The sequence below is a fragment of the Nonomuraea sp. NPDC049637 genome, from assembly GCF_040675235.1.
Classification (GTDB): Bacteria; Actinomycetota; Actinomycetes; order Streptosporangiales; family Streptosporangiaceae; genus Nonomuraea.
The window spans coordinates 1-17,380 of record NZ_JBFAOM010000050.1; the positions used below are offsets into that span (position 1 = coordinate 1).

A 17,380-nucleotide genomic window follows, 5' to 3' on the forward strand; every position below is an offset into this window, starting at 1 on the left:
ACGGTGGGCTGGTAATGCTGCATCAGGCCGCGCAGTACGGCGACCACGTCGTCGTAGGCGTAGGTGTACGACTGGGTCACCAGGCTGCCCTGCGGGATGATCGTGTGATCGACGAAGTCGTCCACGACGGTGAACCAGCCGAGCTGGTCGTCGCGCAGGTTCATGAACACGAGCTGGACCCGTGGTTCGGCGGTGAGGGTGTACCTCTCGACCTGGCGGCCGGCCAGCGACCAGGCGTCGCGGCTCCACTCCTCCTGGGCATGGGGGTCGGCGTCGGGCACCCCGGCCATGCGCGCGTAGGCGTCCTGGATGCCGCGCTGCCGGTTGCGGGCGCGTTGCTCGTCGGTGCTGCCGAGCCCGGTGAGCTGGCCGGCGGTGATGAACACGGTCACGCTCGACTGCCCCGACCGGATGGAGTCGTGGATGTCGGGGTTCATGAACAGCAGGTCGTCGTCCTCGTGCGCGACGACCTGCATGAACTGGTCGCCCGCCGTGGTGGCCGAGGCGGTGCCTCCGGCTCCGGTCATCGGGATCAGCGTGACCAGTGCCACGGCCAAGGCAGTCAGCCGAACGGATAAGGACGTGAACGCGTTTCTGCGCATGTGTGCTCCCCCCACCAGGTCCTCCGGGCCGTCGTTGCGTGCCCAGAAGCCGATGCTGATCAGCCCGTAATTGGCGAGCAAGGGGAAAAGAGATAACAACTGCGTAACTCGCGCCGCGAGTAAGGCAATGTTATGGCACGGACCGCACGGGAAAACGGTTGCCTCGCGGTTTTCGGCCACGCCTTTCCCGTCGGTACGAAAACGTTCCCGACAATCCACGGGCGAATATGGCGCGGCCCATGGCGTTCCGTGATCGCGGGATCGCTCCGGCGGCCGTGAATGCGGTCACGCGCCCGCGGGCCGGCGCTGCGGAATTCCGGACGGTTCCATTCGTTCCCCGCAGCCCGACGGAAACGGACGCCGAGGGCCGGTATTCCCGGCCGGCACGCATGCGAATGGACACGAGTGGTCGGCGTGGCGTGCCCTGATCTAGGCTTTCGGACGTGAATGGAGAGAGTCTGGCCGCGGCGGGCCTGCTGGAAACTCTGAGCCGGGCCGCGGTGGTTCTCGCCGAGTCGCGGCACCCCTTCGTGTGCAGCACCCCGTTCTCCTTCTTCGTCCCGCCCGCCGGGGTCAGGGTCGGAACCGTGTTCACGCTTCCCGACGGGCGCGAGGTGTCCTTCGCCGTCTCCGTCGCGGTCGCCGGCGACGCCTTCCACGTGGACGGTTCGGTGACGGTCGAGAGCGATGTGCTGCTGGAGTTGCCGCGCGCGAGCGCGCCGGCGATCCAGGACGCGCTGGCGGTGCTGGAGGACCACGCGGGGGAGGTGGCGGCGGCGTCGGGTCGGCTGATCGACCAGTTACTGGAGGATATTGTATAGTTGTCAGACAATGTCTGGCATGAAGAACGGTCCTCTCGCCGTCGTGGGCGCCTCCGTGCTGTGGGGCACGGCCGGCACAGCCGGGCTGCTGGTCTCCGCGGACTCCGTCGCCCTGGCCGCGGCCAGGCTGGTCGTCGGCGGCACGGCGCTCGCCCTGCTCGCCGGGTCCGGGCTGCGGCGCACGATCACCCCCTCCCTGCTGCTGGCCGCCGCCGCCGTGGCCGCGTACCAGTTGTGCTTCTTCGCCGCCGTCAGCCGCACGGGCGTGGCCATCGGAACGGTGGCGGCGATCGGCAGCGGGCCGGTCTTCACCGGGTTGCTGTCCTGGCTGCTGCACCGCAGAAAGCCGGACGCGCGGTGGGCGCTGGCGACCACCGCGGCCGTGTGCGGCTGCGCGGCCCTGATCGTCGGCGGCGACCCGGCGGGCGGCCAGGTCGCGGGCGGTCAGGTGGTCATCGGAGTCGCGTTCGCCCTGCTCGGCGGACTGCTCTACGCCTTCTACGCCGTCACCGCGGCGCGGGCCATCAGCGGGGGCGCGGCGTCCGGCGCCGTCATGGGCGTCCTGTTCGGCGGGGCGGCCCTGATCATGCTGCCGGTCCTGCTGCTGACCGGCGTCGAGTGGCTGGCCGAGCCGGAGAGCCTGATCGCCGTCGCCTATCTCGGCCTGGGAACCACGGCACTGTCCTATTTCCTGTACGGCCGCGGCCTGCGCACCACCCCGGTCGCCACGGCGGCGACCCTGGCCCTCGCCGAACCGGCGGTCGCGGCGCTCCTCGGCGTCGTGGTGCTGCGGGAGCACCTCGGCCTGGTCTCCGTCGCGGGGCTCGTGCTGATGGCGATCGGGCTCGTCGCGGTGGCCGTACCGGATAAGGCGCGGGCGGGGGCGTTAGAGTCACAGCCGTGACGTTGTCCCTCAAACCAGTCTCCGCCGTCGACGCGCTGGCCGGCGCCCTGCGCACCAGGGTGTTGTCGGGCGAGATCGAGCCGGGCACATCCCTGCCTGAGCAGGAGATCGCCGCCGCGTACGGCGTCGCGCGGCCGACCGTTCGCGAGGCGCTGGCGATGCTGGTCCACGAGGGGCTGCTCAGGCGCGAGCGCAACCGCAGCGCCTATGTCCCCGAGGTGACGATCTCGGACCTGGACGACCTCATGTACGTGCGCCGGCCGCTGGAGGACCTGATGGCGAGGGCCGTGGCGGGACGCCGGGTCGAGCCGGCGGAGGCGGCGCTGCGCAGGATGGACGGCCTGCCGGAGCAGGCGCCGTGGTCGGCGGTCGTGGCCGAGCACATGGCGTTGCACCAGGCGCTCATCGAGGCCGTGGGCAGCCCCCGGCTGGAACGTCTCTACGCCGGTCTCGCCGCCGAGACCAGGCTCGGCCTGGTGCGGCTCAAGCAGGTGTACAAGGACCGCGACGTGCTGGTCCGCGAGCACCGCGCCCTGCTGGACGCCATCGCCGACGGGCCGCAGGACGCCGCGCGGGCGGCGGTGGCCGCGCACCTCAACCACTCGTGGGGGCAGGAAACGGACGGCTGACCGTCCTTCGGACGGGGCATTCAGGACGAACCCTTGCGTGATCCGCCCGCGACTCGCAAGAATCGCGCCCATGCACGGCAATGCGATGCCGGACTCCTACGTGTATGTCACGGAAGAGGGCGTCACTCGTCACTACGCGGACGGGAGCGTCGAAGCCCTCGCGTGGGAGGACGTGGTCGAGATCCGTGTCGTCGCCGCCTCCGGGGAAGACATCCACTACATCCTGCTCGATCGGGACGGCGAGGGCTGCGTGGTCCCGCGCAGCGCGACGGACGCCACCTTCCTGGCCCGGCTGAGGTACCTGCCCGACTTCGACGTCGATCGTCTCCGCCTGGCGGCCGACTCGGCCGGCGACGCCGTCGTGGTCGTCTGGCGCAGCCCGGACCCGCCCAGCGCGCTGCCGGACTTGGAGTACGACTAGGCCGTTACGGCGTCACCTGCCGAAATATCGCCTTAAACCTCACATTTACCCCTCGCGGGCGTTGCATTTTTGGACCGTTCCGTCAAGGTCTCTTGTCAACTAACCTTCGTCCGATTGTGGACATTTGCTCGGTATTTCCCTGCTTCGGATTGATCTTTACCCTTTAGTGGGGGCCGCCGCCCTTGATCAGACATGGGCTATGTCAACCCATGTGGCTCAAGAGACGTCATGTACAGCGGTGTACGGAGTCATCAGGGTGGTTTCTATGAGGGTGGGGACTGGGGAGTCCGCTGTCGTGCTCCTTGAGGCCGTACCGCGTCATTCGTCCAGTATCTGGACGCGAGCCTACTCGCGACTTCTGTTGCTCGGGGACACTACCTGCGCTTTCGCGGCGTGTGTCGGAGTGATTGGAGTTCGAGCGCTCGACGACGCGTACGTTCCTTTCGAGGAGTTCGTGTTCGGATTCGTTCTGGTACTGGCCTGGCCGGTCGCGCTCGTGTTCGGCGGCGCCTACCGGCAGCGGGCCAACGGAGAAGGAACGGAGGAGTTCAAGGCGGTCTTCAACGGCGGGATCGGCCTCATGGCGGCGGTGGCGATCGGCGCCTATGCCACGCAGACCGCCGTCGCGCGGAGTTTCGTCATGGCGATGCTGCCGATGGCGCTGCTCTCGACGTTGTACTTCCGCTACAGAATGCGCAAATACCTGCACCGCCGGCGGGTGAGCGGCGACTACATGCGCCAGGTCATCGCCGTCGGCCATCGGGACTCGATCCTCGACCTGATGGTGCAGTTCCGCCGCCAGCCCTATCACGGCATGGAGGTGGTGGGAGCCTGCCTGCCGACCGGCGATCCCGACATCGACCTCGACGGCGTCCCGGTGATGGGCTCGTTCCACGATGTGGCGGACGTGGTCGCGGACGCGCGCGCCGACGCGGTGGCGGTGCTGGCCTGTCCCGAGCTGGACGGCGCCGCGCTGCGCAGGCTCGCCTGGAGCCTGGAGCCGACCAGGACCGACCTGTTCGTCGCCCCCGCGCTGCTGGACGTGGCGGGGCCGCGCATCAGCATCAGGCCGGTGGCGGGCATGCCGCTGATGCACGTGGAGCACCCGGAGTTCGACGGCGCCAGGCGCTTCGTCAAGTCGGTCTTCGACCGCCTGGTCGCCGGCGTGGCCCTGCTCCTGCTCGCCATGCCGCTGCTGCTGGTCGCGCTGCTGATCAGGAGCACCAGCGACGGGCCCGCGCTGTTCCGGCAGACCAGGATCGGCAAGGACGGCGCCGAATTCAGGGTCGTGAAATTTCGTACGATGGTGGCTGACGCTGAGCGGCTGAAGGGCACACTCCTCGACTCGAACGAGTTCGACGGCGTGCTGTTCAAGATGCGGCACGATCCACGGATCACCCGGGTGGGCGCGTTCCTGCGGAAGTACTCCGTGGACGAGGTCCCCCAGCTGCTCAACGTCATCCGCGGTGAGATGTCGCTGGTCGGCCCGAGACCGCCGCTGCCCGACGAGGTCGCCAGGTACGGGACCGACGTGCGCCGCCGCCTGGTGGTCAAGCCGGGCATGACCGGTCTCTGGCAGGTCAGCGGCAGATCCGACCTGAGCTGGGAGGAGTCCGTCCGTCTCGACCTGCGATACGTGGAGAACTGGTCGCTCATTCTCGACCTGCAGATCCTCTGGAAGACCTGGTCCGTCGTCACCCGTGGAGAAGGGGCTTACTAGCAGTGAAGGCGCTCGTGCTCGCCGGAGGATCCGGTACACGGCTACGGCCCATCACCCACACCTCGGCCAAACAACTGGTGCCGGTCGCGAACAAGCCGGTGCTGTTCTACGGCCTGGAGGCGATCGCGGAGACCGGCATCCAGGAGGTCGGCCTGGTGGTCGGCGACACCCAGCCGGAGATCGAGGCCGCCGTCGGCGACGGCTCGGCGTTCGGGTTGCAGGTCACCTACCTGCGTCAGAGCGCTCCGCTGGGGCTGGCGCACGGCGTGCTCATCGCACGGGACTTCCTGGGCGACGAGGACTTCGTCATGTACCTGGGCGACAACTTCATCGTCGGCGGGATCGGCGCGCTGGTGGACAGGTTCGCCGCCCGGCGGCCGGCCGCGCAGATCCTGCTGACCAGGGTCGGCGATCCCTCGCAGTTCGGCGTGGCCGAGCTGGACGGCCTGGGCAGGGTGGTCGGCCTCGAGGAGAAGCCGGCCCGGCCCAAGAGCGACCTGGCCCTGGTCGGCGTCTACCTGTTCACCCCGGCCGTGCACGCCGCGGTCGCGGAGCTCAAGCCGTCGTGGCGGGGCGAGCTGGAGATCACCGACGCCATCCAGTGGCTGATCGAGGCGGGCATGGCCGTCGACTCGTCGGTGATCACCGGCTACTGGAAGGACACCGGCAACGTCACCGACATGCTGGAGGTCAACCGGCTGGTGCTCGAAGCGCTCGAAGCGCGGGCCGAGGGCCTGGTGGACGAGGCCAGCGAGCTGGTCGGCCGGGTGGTGGTCGAGGCCGGCGCCGTGGTGGAGCGCTCCCGCCTGGTCGGCCCGGTGATCGTCGGGCCGGGCACCCGCGTCGCGGACAGTTACATCGGCCCGTTCACATCCGTCGGCGCCGACTGCCTGGTCAGCGGCAGCGAGCTGGAATATTCGATCGTGATGCCCGGCGCCTCCCTCACCGGGGTGGGCAGGATCGAGTCCTCGCTGATCGGCCACCACGTCGAGGTGACCGCCTCACTCAACACACCCAAGGCCCACCGTCTCGTGCTGGGCGATCACAGCAAGGTGCAGATCGGTACATGAAGAGGATTCTGGTGACCGGAGGGGCGGGATTCATCGGGTCCCACTTCGTCCGAGGGCTGCGTGACGCCGACGTGACCGTGCTCGACAAACTCACGTACGCCGGCAACCTGGCCAACCTGGAGGGGGTGCCGCACGCGTTCGTCCGCGGCGACATCTGCGACGCCGACCTGCTGCGCCGGGTCGTCCCGGGGCACGACCTGGTGGTGAACTTCGCCGCCGAGTCGCACGTGGACCGTTCGATCGCGGGCGCAGCCGAGTTCGTGCGCACCAACGTCCTGGGCACCCAGACGTTGTTGCAGGCGTGCCTGGAGGCGGGGGTGCCGAAGGTCGTCCACGTCTCCACCGACGAGGTGTACGGCTCGATCGACATCGGCTCCTGGGACGAGTCCGCGCCGCTCCAGCCGCGGTCGCCGTACGCGGCGTCCAAGGCGGGCGCCGACATGCTGGCCCGCGCGTACGCCGTCACCCACGGGCTGAACGTCAGCGTCACCCGGTGCGGCAACAACTACGGCCCGCGCCAGTACCCGGAGAAGCTCATCCCGCTGTTCATCACCAACCTCCTGCGCGGCAGGAAGGTGCCGCTCTACGGCGACGGCGGCAACGTCCGGGACTGGATCCACGTCGAGGACCACTGCGCCGGGATCCGCCTGGTCGCGGAGGCGGGCCAGTCCGGCGAGGTGTACCACATCGCCGGTACGGCCGAGCTGACCAACAAGGAGCTGACCGGCCGCCTGCTCGAAGCCTGCGGCCGGAGCTGGGACCTGGTCGCCTACGTCGAGGACCGCAAGGGCCACGACCGGCGCTACTCGCTGGACGACCGCAAGCTGCGCGCGATGGGCTTCCGCCCGCAGATCTCCTTCGAGCAGGGCCTGAAGGAGACCGTGCGGTGGTACCACGAGAACCGGGCCTGGTGGGCGTAGGTGACGCGAGAGCAGGCGGCGCCCGGCGCCGCCCTGACGTGGCTGGTGACGGGGGCGGGCGGGATGCTCGGCCACGACCTGACGCGGTTGCTGCGCGCCCTGCCGGACACGCGGGTGGCCGCGTTCACCAGGGCGGAGCTCGACGTGTGCGACGCGGCGGCGGTGGCGGCGGCGGTGCGCGCGACCGAGCCGGACGTGGTGGTCAACTGCGCCGCCTGGACCGACGTGGACGGCGCCGAGGCGGACGAGGCCGGGGCCATGGCCGTCAACGGAACCGCGGTGACCGGGCTCGCCCGGGTGTGCGCGGAGAGGGGAGCGCGGCTGCTGCAGCCCTCCACCGACTACGTCTTCGACGGTACGGCGCGCACGCCGTACCCGGAGGACGCCCCGGCGTGCCCGATCAACGCGTACGGCAGGTCCAAGCTGGCCGGTGAGCGTGCCGCCCTCGGCCACGGACACTACGTCGTGCGCACCGCGTGGCTCTACGGCGCGCGCGGGCGCAGCTTCACCCGGACGATGGCGGCGATGGCGGCGGCGGGCAGGCCGGCGAGGGTGGTCGACGACCAGCTCGGCCAGCCCACCTGGACCGCGGACCTGGCCGAACGGCTGATCCTGCTCGGCCGCGGCCAGGCCCGGCCCGGCGTCTACCACGCGACCAGCACGGGCCGGACGAGCTGGTACGGCCTGGCCCGGCTGGTCTACTCGCTGGCCGGGGCCGACCCCGGCCTGGTCGAGCCGGTCGGCTCCGCCGCCTTCCCCCGGCCCGCGCCCCGCCCCGCCTACAGCGTGCTGGGCCACGACGCCTGGGGGACGGTGACGCCGATGCGCGAGTGGCGCGCCGCCTTATCCGCCGCCTGGCCCCACCTGCTGGCCGGTTGGGACCCCGTAATGGGCCAGGCAGTCGGCGTAGGAGGGCAGTAGACCTTGTTCGGCTGCTTGCGCCAGCGTGGGCGCCGCGGCGTCCTTCTCCGACAGGACGGGCTCGATGCCGGCCGGCCAGGCGATGCCGAGGGCCGGGTCGAGCGGGTGGATGCCGTGCTCCATCTTCGGCGTGTAGGGGGTGGAGCACAGATAGACGACCGTGGCGGTGTCGCTGAGCGCGAAGAAGCCGTGCCCGAGGCCCTCGGCGAGGTAGACCGCCTGCCGCCGCCGGTCGTCGAGCTCGACGGTCACCGAACGGCCGAAGGTGGGCGATCCGGTGCGCACGTCCACGACGACGTCGAGCACTTTCCCGGACACGCACGTCACGAATTTCGCCTGTCCGGGCGGCACGCTGGAGAAATGCACGCCGCGCAGGGTGCCTTTGAAGGAGGTCGAGCAGTTGGCCTGGGCCACCTCCATGGGGCGGTCGAGCTCGTCCCTCTTGAACCATTCAAGGAACGACCCGCGGTGGTCACCGTGGATACGCGGGCTGAACAGCCGGGCACCGGCGAGATCAAGGGGGTCCATGAGGCGGATGATGGCACAGCGGGAACGTTCCGACCAGTGCCTGTAACGCCTGTGGTCATGGCCGCGAAATGTCAGTTGGCGCGGGTAAGGGGCCGGCGTCAAATGAGCACCCGGCACCGCATGCCCGTCGCGGAATTCGCGGTCGTGCTCGCCGGCCGCGAAATTTATTTCCTTCGCCACCCGGCCGTAGAAGGCAGATGAACCGCGCCGAACCGCACGTCCCAGAAATTCACCTGAATCCAGAACGCCTGTCATTGGGGAGGGACCATGGCTCGTCGGTACCAGTGTGAGAGAGGTCGAGGCCGGTGAGGCGGTGCCGGTTGTGCGGCTCGGACCGGCTGGCGAGCGTCGTCGATCTCGGCGCCACGCCTCCGTGCGAGCTGTTCCTCACCGAGGAACAGCTCGACGAGCCCGAACCCACCTACCCCCTGCACCTACGGGTCTGCACCGATTGCCGGCTGGCCCAACTCCCTCCGCTGATCAGGCCGGAGGACACCTTCACGGAGTACGCCTACTTCTCCTCCTACTCGGCCTCCTGGGTCGAGCACGCGCGGCGGTTCGCCGACTCCGCGCTCGACCGCCTGGCCCCCGGTTTCGTGGTCGAGGTGGCGAGCAACGACGGTTACCTGCTGCGGCATGTCGTCGAGCGCGGCGTCCGCTGCCTGGGTGTCGAGCCGTCGGCGAACGTGGGCCAGGCCGCCAGGGACAGGGGCGTGCCCACCCTCACCGCGTTCCTCGACCCGGAGACCGGGGCGGCGATCAGGGCCGAGCACGGGCCGGCCGACCTGGTGGTGGCCAACAACGTCTACGCGCACGTGCCCGACATCGTGGGCTTCACGCAAGGGCTGCGCGCGCTCGTCGCCGACGACGGCTGGGTCTCCATCGAGGTGCAGCACCTGCTCACGCTCATGGAGCTGAACCAGTACGACACGATCTACCACGAGCATTTCCAGTACTACACGGTCGCCTCGGCCCAGCGGGCGCTGGCGACGGGCGGACTGACCCTGGTGGACGTGGAGCTCCTGCCGACGCACGGCGGCTCCATCCGGCTGTGGGCCAGGCCCGCAGAGGCGGCCGCCGGCCCGGGGCCACGCGTCGCCGACGTGCTGGACAGGGAGAAGGCCGCCGGGCTGGCGGAGACCGGCGGCTATGCCGAGTTCGGCGAGCGGGTGGCCAAGGTACGCCGCGACCTGCTGCAGTTCCTCATCGACGCGGCCGAGTCGGGCAAGACGGTGGTCGGCTACGGCGCCCCGGGCAAGGGCAACACCCTGCTCAACCATTGCGGCATCCGTCCGGACCTGCTGGCCTACACGGTGGACCGCAACCCGTACAAACACGGCAGGTTCACGCCCGGCACGCGCATCCCCGTGCTACCGCCCAGCAAGATCGCCGAGGACAGGCCCGACTACGTGCTGGTCCTGCCGTGGAACCTGCGGACCGAACTCCTCGAACAACTCTCCTACGTCCGCGAATGGGGTGGACGGCTGGTCTTCCCCATCCCGTCACTGGAGGTCGCGCCATGAAGGTCGTGCTCTTCTGTGGCGGTTACGGCACCCGCATGCGCAGCGGCGCGCCGGGAGACGTGCCCAAGCCGATGCAGCTCGTCGGCCCCCGTCCGCTTCTGTGGCACGTGATGCGCTACTACGCGCACTTCGGGCACACCGACTTCGTTCTCTGCCTCGGCTACGGCGCCCAGCACATCACCGAGTTCTTCCTCAACTACCGGGAGACGCTCTCCAACGACTTCGTGCTGCGCAAGGGCGAGGTCGAGATGCTCTCCCAGGACACCTCGGACTGGTCGATCTCCTTCGTGCAGACCGGCATCCAGTCGCCGATCGGGGAGCGGCTGCGCCGGGTCCGCCCCTACCTGGAGGGCGAGGACGTCTTCCTGGCCAACTACGCGGACGTGCTCACCGACGCCCCGCTGCCCGACGTCATCGACAGGTTCATGGCGGCGGACGCGGGCGCGTCCATGATGGTGGTGCCGCCGCCCGGCACCTTCCACTGCATCGACGTCACCGACGACGGGCTGGCCCGCGACATCGTCCCGGTCAGCGAGATGCCGCTCTGGGTGAACGGCGGCTACTTCGTCCTGCGCCAGGAGGTCTTCGACCATCTGCCGGAGAACGGAGACCTGGTCGGTGACGCCTGCGTGGAGCTGGCCAAGCGCGGCCGGCTGACGGCCTACCGGCACCGCGGGTACTGGCGGCCGACCGACACCGTCAACCAGCGCGTCGAGTTGGACGAGGCCTACTCGCGCGGCGATCGGCCGTGGGCCTTGTGGGAGAGATGATCGGGCTCCTCCCGGCACGCCTCGGCGAGGTCGTCGCGCTCGGCGCGCACTGCGACGACCTCGCGATCGGCGCGGGCGGCACCCTGCTCACCCTCTGCGCGGCCCGCCCCGGACTACGGATCCACGCGCTCGTGCTGTCCGGCGGCGGCACCGGGCGCGAGGAGGAGGAGAGGGCGGCGCTGGCCGCCTTCTGCCCGGACGCCGACCTGCGGCTGAACGTGCTCAAGCTGCCCGACGGCCGGCTGCCCGCGTACTGGCAGGAGGCCAAGGACGCGCTGGAGGAGCTGCGCCGCGCGAGCGACCCGGACCTGATCCTCGCCCCGCACCGGGCCGACGCCCACCAGGACCACCGGGGCGTGGCCGAACTCGTGCCCACCACCTTCCGTGACCACCTGACGCTCGGCTACGAGATCGTCAAATGGGACGGCGACCTCGGACGTCCCTCCCTCTACCAGCCGCTGCGCCCCGAGGTGGCGCGGGAGAAGGTCGCCCTGCTCCAGCGCCACTACCCCTCGCAGCGGCACCGCCCCTGGTACGACCCGGAGGCGTTCATCGGCCTGGCCCGCATCCGCGGCATCGAGTGCGGCGCCAGGTACGCCGAGGCCTTCCACGCCAGCAAACTCGTCATCGACCTCACAGCCGGAGGCTAGCCGGACATGCGTGTACTCCTGACCGGGCACCAGGGTTACCTGGGCACCGTCATGGCCCCCGTCCTGGCCGCGGCCGGGCACGAGGTGACCGGCCTCGACTCGGGCCTGTTCGCCGACTGCGTGCTCGGCCCGCCCCCACCCGAGCCGCTCGGGCTGGCCGCCGACCTGCGCGACGTGCCCGCCGAGGCGCTGGCCGGCTTCGACGCGGTCGTGCACCTGGCCGCGCTGTCCAACGACCCGCTGGGCTCGCTGGCGCCCGAGCTGACCTACGACATCAACTACCACGCCTCGGTCCGGCTGGCCCGGCTGGCCCGTGAGGCGGGGGCCAAGCGCTTCCTGTACGCCTCCACCTGCTCGGTCTACGGCTCGTCGGGAGGCGGGCAGCTGGTGACGGAGGACGCGCCGCTGCGTCCGCTGACGCCGTACGCCGAGTCCAAGGTCAGGGTCGAGGACGCGCTGCTCGACCTGGCCGACGACGACTTCACCCCGGTCTTCCTGCGCAACGCGACGGCCTTCGGCTTCTCCCCCCGGCTGCGCGCCGACATCGTGCTCAACAACCTCGTGGGACACGCCCACCTGTCCGGTGAGGTCAGGGTGCTGTCCGACGGCACACCCTGGCGGCCGCTCGTGCACGCCCTCGACATCGCCGAGGCGTTCGCGGCCGCGCTGACCGCTCCCCGGGAGGCCGTGCACGCGCGGGCGTTCAACGTCGGCAGCGAGCAGAACAACGTCACGGTGGCCGAGATCGCCGCCGCCGTGGTCGCGGCGGTGCCGGGATCGACGCTGGTCATCACGGGGGAGACGGGGGCGGACCCGCGCTCGTACCGGGTGGACTTCTCCCGGGTGCGGGCCGCGCTCCCCGGTTACGAGGCCCGCTGGACGGTGAAGGAGGGCGCGATCGAGCTGATCGACGCCTACCGCCGCCACGGCCTCACCAGCCAGGGCTTCGAACGGCGGTTCACCCGGCTGGCCCGGCTGGCCGACCGGCAGGCCGACGGCACGGTGGACGGGGAGCTGCGGCCACAGTGAGCGGCAAGGAGATGCACGAGCTGGTGAGACGCCTCTACCCGCTGTGCAGGAGCATCACGGGCGACGGGGTCAGGGCCACCCTCGATGTCATCGGCGAGCATCTGCCGCTGAAGGTGTACGAGGTGCCCACCGGGACCCCGGTGCTCGACTGGCACGTGCCACGCGAGTGGAACATCCGGGACGCCTACGTCCGGGACCCCGCCGGGCGCAAGGTCGTCGACTTCGCCGAGTCCAACCTGCACGTCGTAGGCTACAGCGTCCCGGTCTCGGCGACGATGCCGCTGCGCGAGCTGCGCGGCCGCCTGCACACGCTGCCCGACCAGCCGGACCTCGTCCCGTACCGGACCAGCTACTGGGCCGAGGACTGGGGTTTCTGCCTGCGCCAGGAGACCCTGGACGGCCTGGCGGACGGCGACTACGAGGTCGTCATCGACTCCACGCTGGCCGACGGGCACCTCACCTACGCCGAGCACGTCGTGCCCGGCGCAAGCGAGGAGGAGGTGCTGATCTCCTGCCACACCTGCCATCCCTCGCTGGCCAACGACAACCTCGCCGGCATCGCGGTGGCCGTCTGGCTGGCCCGGCGGCTGGCCGGGACCCGCCCGCGGCACACCTACCGGTTCCTGTTCGCGCCGGGCACCATCGGCTCGATCACCTGGCTGGCCCGCAACCGGGAGGCGGCCGGGCGGGTCCGGCACGGTCTGGTGCTGGCCTGCGCGGGAGACGCCGGCGCGCTCACCTACAAGCGCAGCAGGCGCGGCGACGCCGAGATCGACCGGGCGATGGCGTACGTGCTGGCCTCCTCGGGCCGGCCGCACTCCACGCTCGACTTCTCGCCCTACGGCTACGACGAGCGGCAGTACTGCTCGCCCGGCTTCGACCTGCCGGTCGGCTCCCTGACCCGCTCGACCTACGCGAGCTATCCCGAGTACCACACCTCCGGCGACGACCCGGACTTCGTGCTGCCGGAGTCGCTGGAGGACACGCTGGAGACCTGCTGGGAGACGTTCGCGGTGCTCGAAGGCAACCGGCGTTACGTCAACCTCCGGCCGTACGGGGAGCCGCAGCTCGGCCGGCGCGGGCTGTACGACGCGCTGGGCGGGCGCAGCGACACCAAACAGGCGCAGCTGGCGATGCTCTGGGTGCTGAACCTTTCCGACGGAGACAACACGCTGCTCGACGTGGCCCAGCGGTCCGGCCTGCCGTTCGCCGCGATCGCCGAGGCCGCGCAGAGCCTACGAGAGGCGGAACTGGTGGCGGAATGCACGGAATGAGCCTGCGCGCGGGCGATCTGGTGGAGGTCCGCGGCGAGGCCGAGATCCTCGCGACCCTGGACGAGAACGGCGAGCTGGACGGACTGCCGTTCATGCCGGAGATGGTGAAGTTCTGCGGCCAGCGCCTCACCGTGCACAAGGTGGCGCACAAGTTGTGCGACACGTTGTACAAGACGGGCCTGCGCCGCATGGAGGACGCCGTGCACCTGGTCTCCGCGCGCTGCGACGGCGCGGCGCACGGCGGCTGCCAGACGGCCTGCTCCATGTACTGGAAGACGGCCTGGATCCGGCGGGTCGAGGCGGGCGATCCGCCGCCCGACACCGTGCCGGACTCGCGGCTGCTGCCGCTGCTGGAGGTCAACACCCGCAAGCCCCCCGGCGAAGACGGTTGCGCACGGTACTCCTGCCAGGCGACCGAGCTGCTCAGAGCCGCGCCCCAGCCGCTGCCGATGGCCGACGTCAAGCAGTTCGTGGCCGACGTGCGCACGGGCAACGCCGGCCTCGGCCAGACGGCGCGGGCCGTCGCCATCGGGCTGTACAACCGGTTCCAGCACGCCACGAGGAAGCGGCTGCCGGCGGCGATCCTGATCAACAAGGGCAGGCCCTGGGGGCACATGACCGGCAGCGTGCGCGGCCGCACCCCGGTGAGAACGCTCGACCTGCGACCCGGTGAGCTCGTGCGCGTCCGGTCCAGGGAGGAGATCCTCGACACCGTCAACGAGGAGCTGTCCAACCGCGGCATGAACTTCGACGCCGAGCTGGCCCGCTACTGCGGCACGACCGCGCGGGTGCGCGCCAGGGTCGAGCGGTGCCTGGACGAGCGGACCGGGCGCATGCTGGAGATGAAGACGCCGTGCATCGTCCTGGAGGACGTGGTGTGCGCGGGCGTGCACTCGCTCAACTGCCCCCGGGAGTTCTTCCCGTTCTGGCGGGAGATCTGGCTGGAGCGGGTCGCGGATGACGAGTGAGCCGGTCGAGAGCACCAGGGCGGGGTCGGCGGCCCGGGGGCTGCGCTGGGGGCTGGTCGCCAGAGGCGCCTCGAAGCTGGCCACCTTCGCCATGAGCCTGGTGCTGGCCCGCCTCCTCGCGCGCGAGGACTTCGGCCTGTACGCCGTCGCGCTCGCGGCCAACCAGTTCCTGTTCTACGTCAACGACGCCGGGATCGTGGCGGCCGTGGTGCAGTGGCGGGGCAGGCTGGAGGACATGGTGGCCACCGCGACCACCGTGGTCCTGACGATCAGCGTGACCGTGTACGCGCTGTTCTGGTTCTCCGCGCCGTTCTTCACGGCCATGGCGGGCAGCGAGTCGGCGACCCCCGTCGTACGGCTGCTCACCCTGATCATCGTCATCGACGGCTTCGTCAACGTCCGCAGCGCGATCATGTTGCGCGGCTTCCGGCAGGACATGATCGCCAAGGCGAACATGATGGGCATCGCCGTACAGGTGCCGCTGGCGATCACGCTGGCGGCGCTCGGCGCGGGCGTCTACAGCTTCGCCCTCGGCGCGGTGGCCAACTCGCTGGTCAGCGGGGCGCTGGTGCTGTGGTGGGCCAAGGTGCCCTTCCGGCTCGGCTTCGACCGGGCCATCGCGGGCCGGCTGCTGCGCTTCGGCGTGCCGCTGGCCGGCAGCCTGGGGCTGGAGGCCCTGGTGCTCAACGCAGACGCGGTCATCGTCGGCAGGACGCTCGGCCTCACCATGCTGGGCTACTACATGCTGGCCATGAACGTGTCGAGCTGGGTGCCCGGCCTGATCGGCGAGGCACTGCGGCACGTCACGCTGCCCGGCTTCTCCCGGGTCGCCGACGAGAACCCGGCCGCCTTCTCCGACCGCGTCCAGCAGATCGTGCCCATGCTGATCATGCTGGTGACGCCGGTCGCGGTGCTGATCGGCGTGCTCGCGCCGCAGCTCGTCGCCCTGCTGTACGGACCCCGCTGGCAGCCGGCCGCGGCTGCCCTGTCCTTCCTGATGGCGCTCATGGTGGTGCGCATGCTCACCGCGCTGGCGTTCGACATCCTCACCTCGCTCGGCGTCACCCGGCGCATCGTGTGGATGAACCTGAGCTGGGCGGCCGTGTTGCTGCCCGCGCTCTACCTGGGGGCCGAGCTGGGCGGCATCCGGGGCGTGGCGATCGGGCACGTGGTGGCCGCGTTCCTGGTCGGACTGCCCGTGGCGGTCTGGCAGCTGCACCGGTCGGGCGTGGTGATCGCGCCGGTCGCGGCGCCCGTCTCGCGGCTGCTGCTGGGCGGCCTGGCGGGCGGCGCGGCGGCCTGGCTCGTCGCCGGGCTGACCTCGGACGCCGTCGTGCTCGTGCAGCTCGTGGCGGCGGGCGCGGCCGGCTTCGCCGTCTACGTGGTCGTCGGGATCTCGCGCGCCCGGTTCAGGCAGATCCGCGAGGTGGCGACCGGCTGAGCCGGGGCGGTCAGGGCCCGGGGTCCGCGCGCCGGGGACGCAGGCTGCGCGCCACGTCGATCGCGGAATGGGCGACGTTGCGCGCCATCGGCACGGCGTTCCTGGCCAGCCAGGGACGCAACGCCGCGTAGGCGCGCAACCGCTGGCCGAAGCCCATCGGCGCGGCGTGGATCACCCGTAGCAGCGCCCTGCCCTCCTCCACGTTGGGGAGGAAGAAGCGCTGGTCACCGGGCATCTCCCGGGCACGGTACCGGCGGGCGTGGTTGGCCTGGCTGTCGCTGCCCGGGTGGTTGCGGTGCCGCAGCAGCGGCTCGTCCACCACGACGAGCGGCCCGAACAGCGCCCAGCCCGCGATGATCACCCGGTCGGCGGGCAGGATCGGCTCCAGCGGCCTGGCCCGCAGCAGCGTCTCGCGGCGGATGAGGCCGTAGAAGTGCATGGTGTCGTCGTAGTTGAGCATCCGGTGGCGCAGCCGGGCGGCCGGGGCGGGCTGAACCGTCGGCGACTCGTCCCGCCAGAAGCCGATCGTCTGGCCGTCCTCGTCGATCTCCTCGACGGCCGAGAGGGCCGCGGCGGCCTCGGGATGGCGTCGCAGTGCCGCGGAGAGCAGGGCGAGCCGGTCTTCGCGGTATTCGTCGTCGGAGGTGGCGTAGGAGAAGAACTCGCCGCGCGTCTCGTGCATGAGGGCGTTGTGGTTGGCCGTGACGCCGATGTTCCGGTCCCTGCGGATGTACCGCACGCGCGGATCGGTCCGCGCGGTCTCGCGGCACAACTCCTCGGTGCCGTCGGTCGAGCAGTTGTCGGCGATCACCAGTTCGAAGTCGGCGTCCTTCTGCGCGAGCACCGAACGCAACGCGCCGGCCAGGTACGGCTCGCCGTTGTAGACCGGCAGGCCCACGCCGATCGGCGGCTCCGCCTGGCCGATCAAGGACGCTGTGGAACGTTCTTCCGGAATTCGGGACGTCATCCGGCGACCTCTCGAGGATTCTTCGGCGGGCGGGCGACATGGTCTCGCGAAGGGTGCCGTGCGGCAAGATGTACTAACCATTCGTAACATCCCACCTTCTGGACACGATAAGCCATCTGCATCGCAATATGGCGAGACAAACCCGTACTGGCAGGGGGTTGGTCGGGACAATGGCCTTTTGGAACGATTTGCTGCGGCTCGTTCGACGGAAGAACATTGTCA

The 17,380-nt window shown here is 70.4% G+C and carries 18 protein-coding genes; 15 read left to right on the forward strand and 3 right to left on the reverse strand.

Annotated features, from left to right (window positions below; translation table 11 throughout):
* Positions 1-527: PIG-L family deacetylase (locus AB0J71_RS41705; RefSeq protein WP_364419647.1), on the reverse strand; the 527-nt coding region annotated here is incomplete at its 3' end.
* 518 nt (positions 528-1,045) lie between these two features.
* Here AB0J71_RS41705 and AB0J71_RS41710 point away from each other — a divergent pair.
* The 8 genes from AB0J71_RS41710 (at position 1,046) to rfbD (ending at position 8,008) form a co-directional block, all read left to right on the forward strand.
* The gene (locus AB0J71_RS41710) at positions 1,046-1,423 is read left to right on the forward strand and encodes a hypothetical protein (RefSeq protein ID WP_352322213.1); all 378 of its coding nucleotides are present in this window, start codon (positions 1,046-1,048) and stop codon (positions 1,421-1,423) included.
* Between the two features lie 19 nt (positions 1,424-1,442).
* Positions 1,443-2,327: an EamA family transporter gene (locus tag AB0J71_RS41715; RefSeq protein ID WP_352322214.1), complete on the forward strand. Its 885-nt coding sequence runs from the start codon at positions 1,443-1,445 to the stop codon at positions 2,325-2,327.
* Positions 2,324-2,956 carry a GntR family transcriptional regulator gene (locus AB0J71_RS41720; protein ID WP_352322216.1) on the forward strand — a complete coding sequence of 211 codons (633 nt, stop codon included), beginning with the start codon at positions 2,324-2,326 and terminating at the stop codon, positions 2,954-2,956. Before AB0J71_RS41715 ends, AB0J71_RS41720 begins: the two co-directional genes overlap by 4 nt.
* Before the next feature lie 70 nt (positions 2,957-3,026).
* Positions 3,027-3,377: a hypothetical protein gene (locus AB0J71_RS41725; protein ID WP_352322218.1), complete on the forward strand. Its 351-nt coding sequence runs from the start codon at positions 3,027-3,029 to the stop codon at positions 3,375-3,377.
* A 265-nt stretch (positions 3,378-3,642) separates the two neighbouring features.
* Entirely contained in the window at positions 3,643-5,097 is a 1,455-nt protein-coding gene (locus tag AB0J71_RS41730; RefSeq protein ID WP_352322220.1) for a sugar transferase, read from the forward strand.
* Between the two features lie 2 nt (positions 5,098-5,099).
* Complete coding sequence (locus AB0J71_RS41735) at positions 5,100-6,167, forward strand: glucose-1-phosphate thymidylyltransferase (RefSeq protein ID WP_352322222.1); 1,068 nt, start codon at positions 5,100-5,102, stop codon at positions 6,165-6,167.
* On the forward strand, positions 6,164-7,087 hold the full coding sequence (rfbB, locus tag AB0J71_RS41740; protein ID WP_352322224.1) for a dTDP-glucose 4,6-dehydratase: 924 nt from the start codon (positions 6,164-6,166) through the stop codon (positions 7,085-7,087). The genes AB0J71_RS41735 and rfbB overlap by 4 nt, the downstream gene beginning before the upstream one ends.
* Positions 7,088-8,008, forward strand: a complete 921-nt coding sequence (gene rfbD / locus AB0J71_RS41745; RefSeq protein ID WP_364419649.1) for a dTDP-4-dehydrorhamnose reductase — start codon at positions 7,088-7,090, stop codon at positions 8,006-8,008.
* Here rfbD and AB0J71_RS41750 read toward each other — a convergent pair.
* Complete coding sequence (locus tag AB0J71_RS41750; RefSeq protein WP_352322227.1) at positions 7,931-8,536, reverse strand: dTDP-4-dehydrorhamnose 3,5-epimerase family protein; 606 nt, start codon at positions 8,534-8,536, stop codon at positions 7,931-7,933. The two genes, rfbD and AB0J71_RS41750, sit on opposite strands and share 78 nt — an antisense overlap.
* Before the next feature lie 305 nt (positions 8,537-8,841).
* Between AB0J71_RS41750 and AB0J71_RS41755 the strand changes: the two genes are divergently transcribed.
* The 7 genes from AB0J71_RS41755 to AB0J71_RS41785 are packed head-to-tail and all read left to right on the forward strand — an operon-like array spanning position 8,842 to position 16,191.
* The gene (locus tag AB0J71_RS41755) at positions 8,842-10,059 is read left to right on the forward strand and encodes a class I SAM-dependent methyltransferase (RefSeq protein WP_364419651.1); all 1,218 of its coding nucleotides are present in this window, start codon (positions 8,842-8,844) and stop codon (positions 10,057-10,059) included.
* Positions 10,056-10,829, forward strand: coding sequence for a glucose-1-phosphate cytidylyltransferase (locus AB0J71_RS41760; protein ID WP_352322231.1), 774 nt, complete (start codon positions 10,056-10,058; stop codon positions 10,827-10,829). The genes AB0J71_RS41755 and AB0J71_RS41760 overlap by 4 nt, the downstream gene beginning before the upstream one ends.
* Positions 10,826-11,479, forward strand: a complete 654-nt coding sequence (locus AB0J71_RS41765; RefSeq protein WP_364419653.1) for a PIG-L family deacetylase — start codon at positions 10,826-10,828, stop codon at positions 11,477-11,479. Before AB0J71_RS41760 ends, AB0J71_RS41765 begins: the two co-directional genes overlap by 4 nt.
* A 6-nt stretch (positions 11,480-11,485) precedes the next feature.
* Positions 11,486-12,508: an SDR family oxidoreductase gene (locus AB0J71_RS41770; RefSeq protein ID WP_364419655.1), complete on the forward strand. Its 1,023-nt coding sequence runs from the start codon at positions 11,486-11,488 to the stop codon at positions 12,506-12,508.
* Complete coding sequence (locus AB0J71_RS41775; RefSeq protein ID WP_352322236.1) at positions 12,505-13,782, forward strand: DUF4910 domain-containing protein; 1,278 nt, start codon at positions 12,505-12,507, stop codon at positions 13,780-13,782. Before AB0J71_RS41770 ends, AB0J71_RS41775 begins: the two co-directional genes overlap by 4 nt.
* Entirely contained in the window at positions 13,779-14,750 is a 972-nt protein-coding gene (locus AB0J71_RS41780) for a hypothetical protein (protein ID WP_352322238.1), read from the forward strand. The genes AB0J71_RS41775 and AB0J71_RS41780 overlap by 4 nt, the downstream gene beginning before the upstream one ends.
* A complete protein-coding gene (locus AB0J71_RS41785) occupies positions 14,740-16,191 on the forward strand; it encodes an oligosaccharide flippase family protein (RefSeq protein WP_364419657.1) in 1,452 nt (483 codons plus the stop codon). The genes AB0J71_RS41780 and AB0J71_RS41785 overlap by 11 nt, the downstream gene beginning before the upstream one ends.
* A gap of 10 nt (positions 16,192-16,201) precedes the next feature.
* On the opposite strand, the gene AB0J71_RS41790 is transcribed toward AB0J71_RS41785, so the two are convergent.
* Positions 16,202-17,158, reverse strand: a complete 957-nt coding sequence (locus AB0J71_RS41790; RefSeq protein WP_364388452.1) for a glycosyltransferase — start codon at positions 17,156-17,158, stop codon at positions 16,202-16,204.
* Positions 17,159-17,380 lie beyond the last annotated feature (222 nt).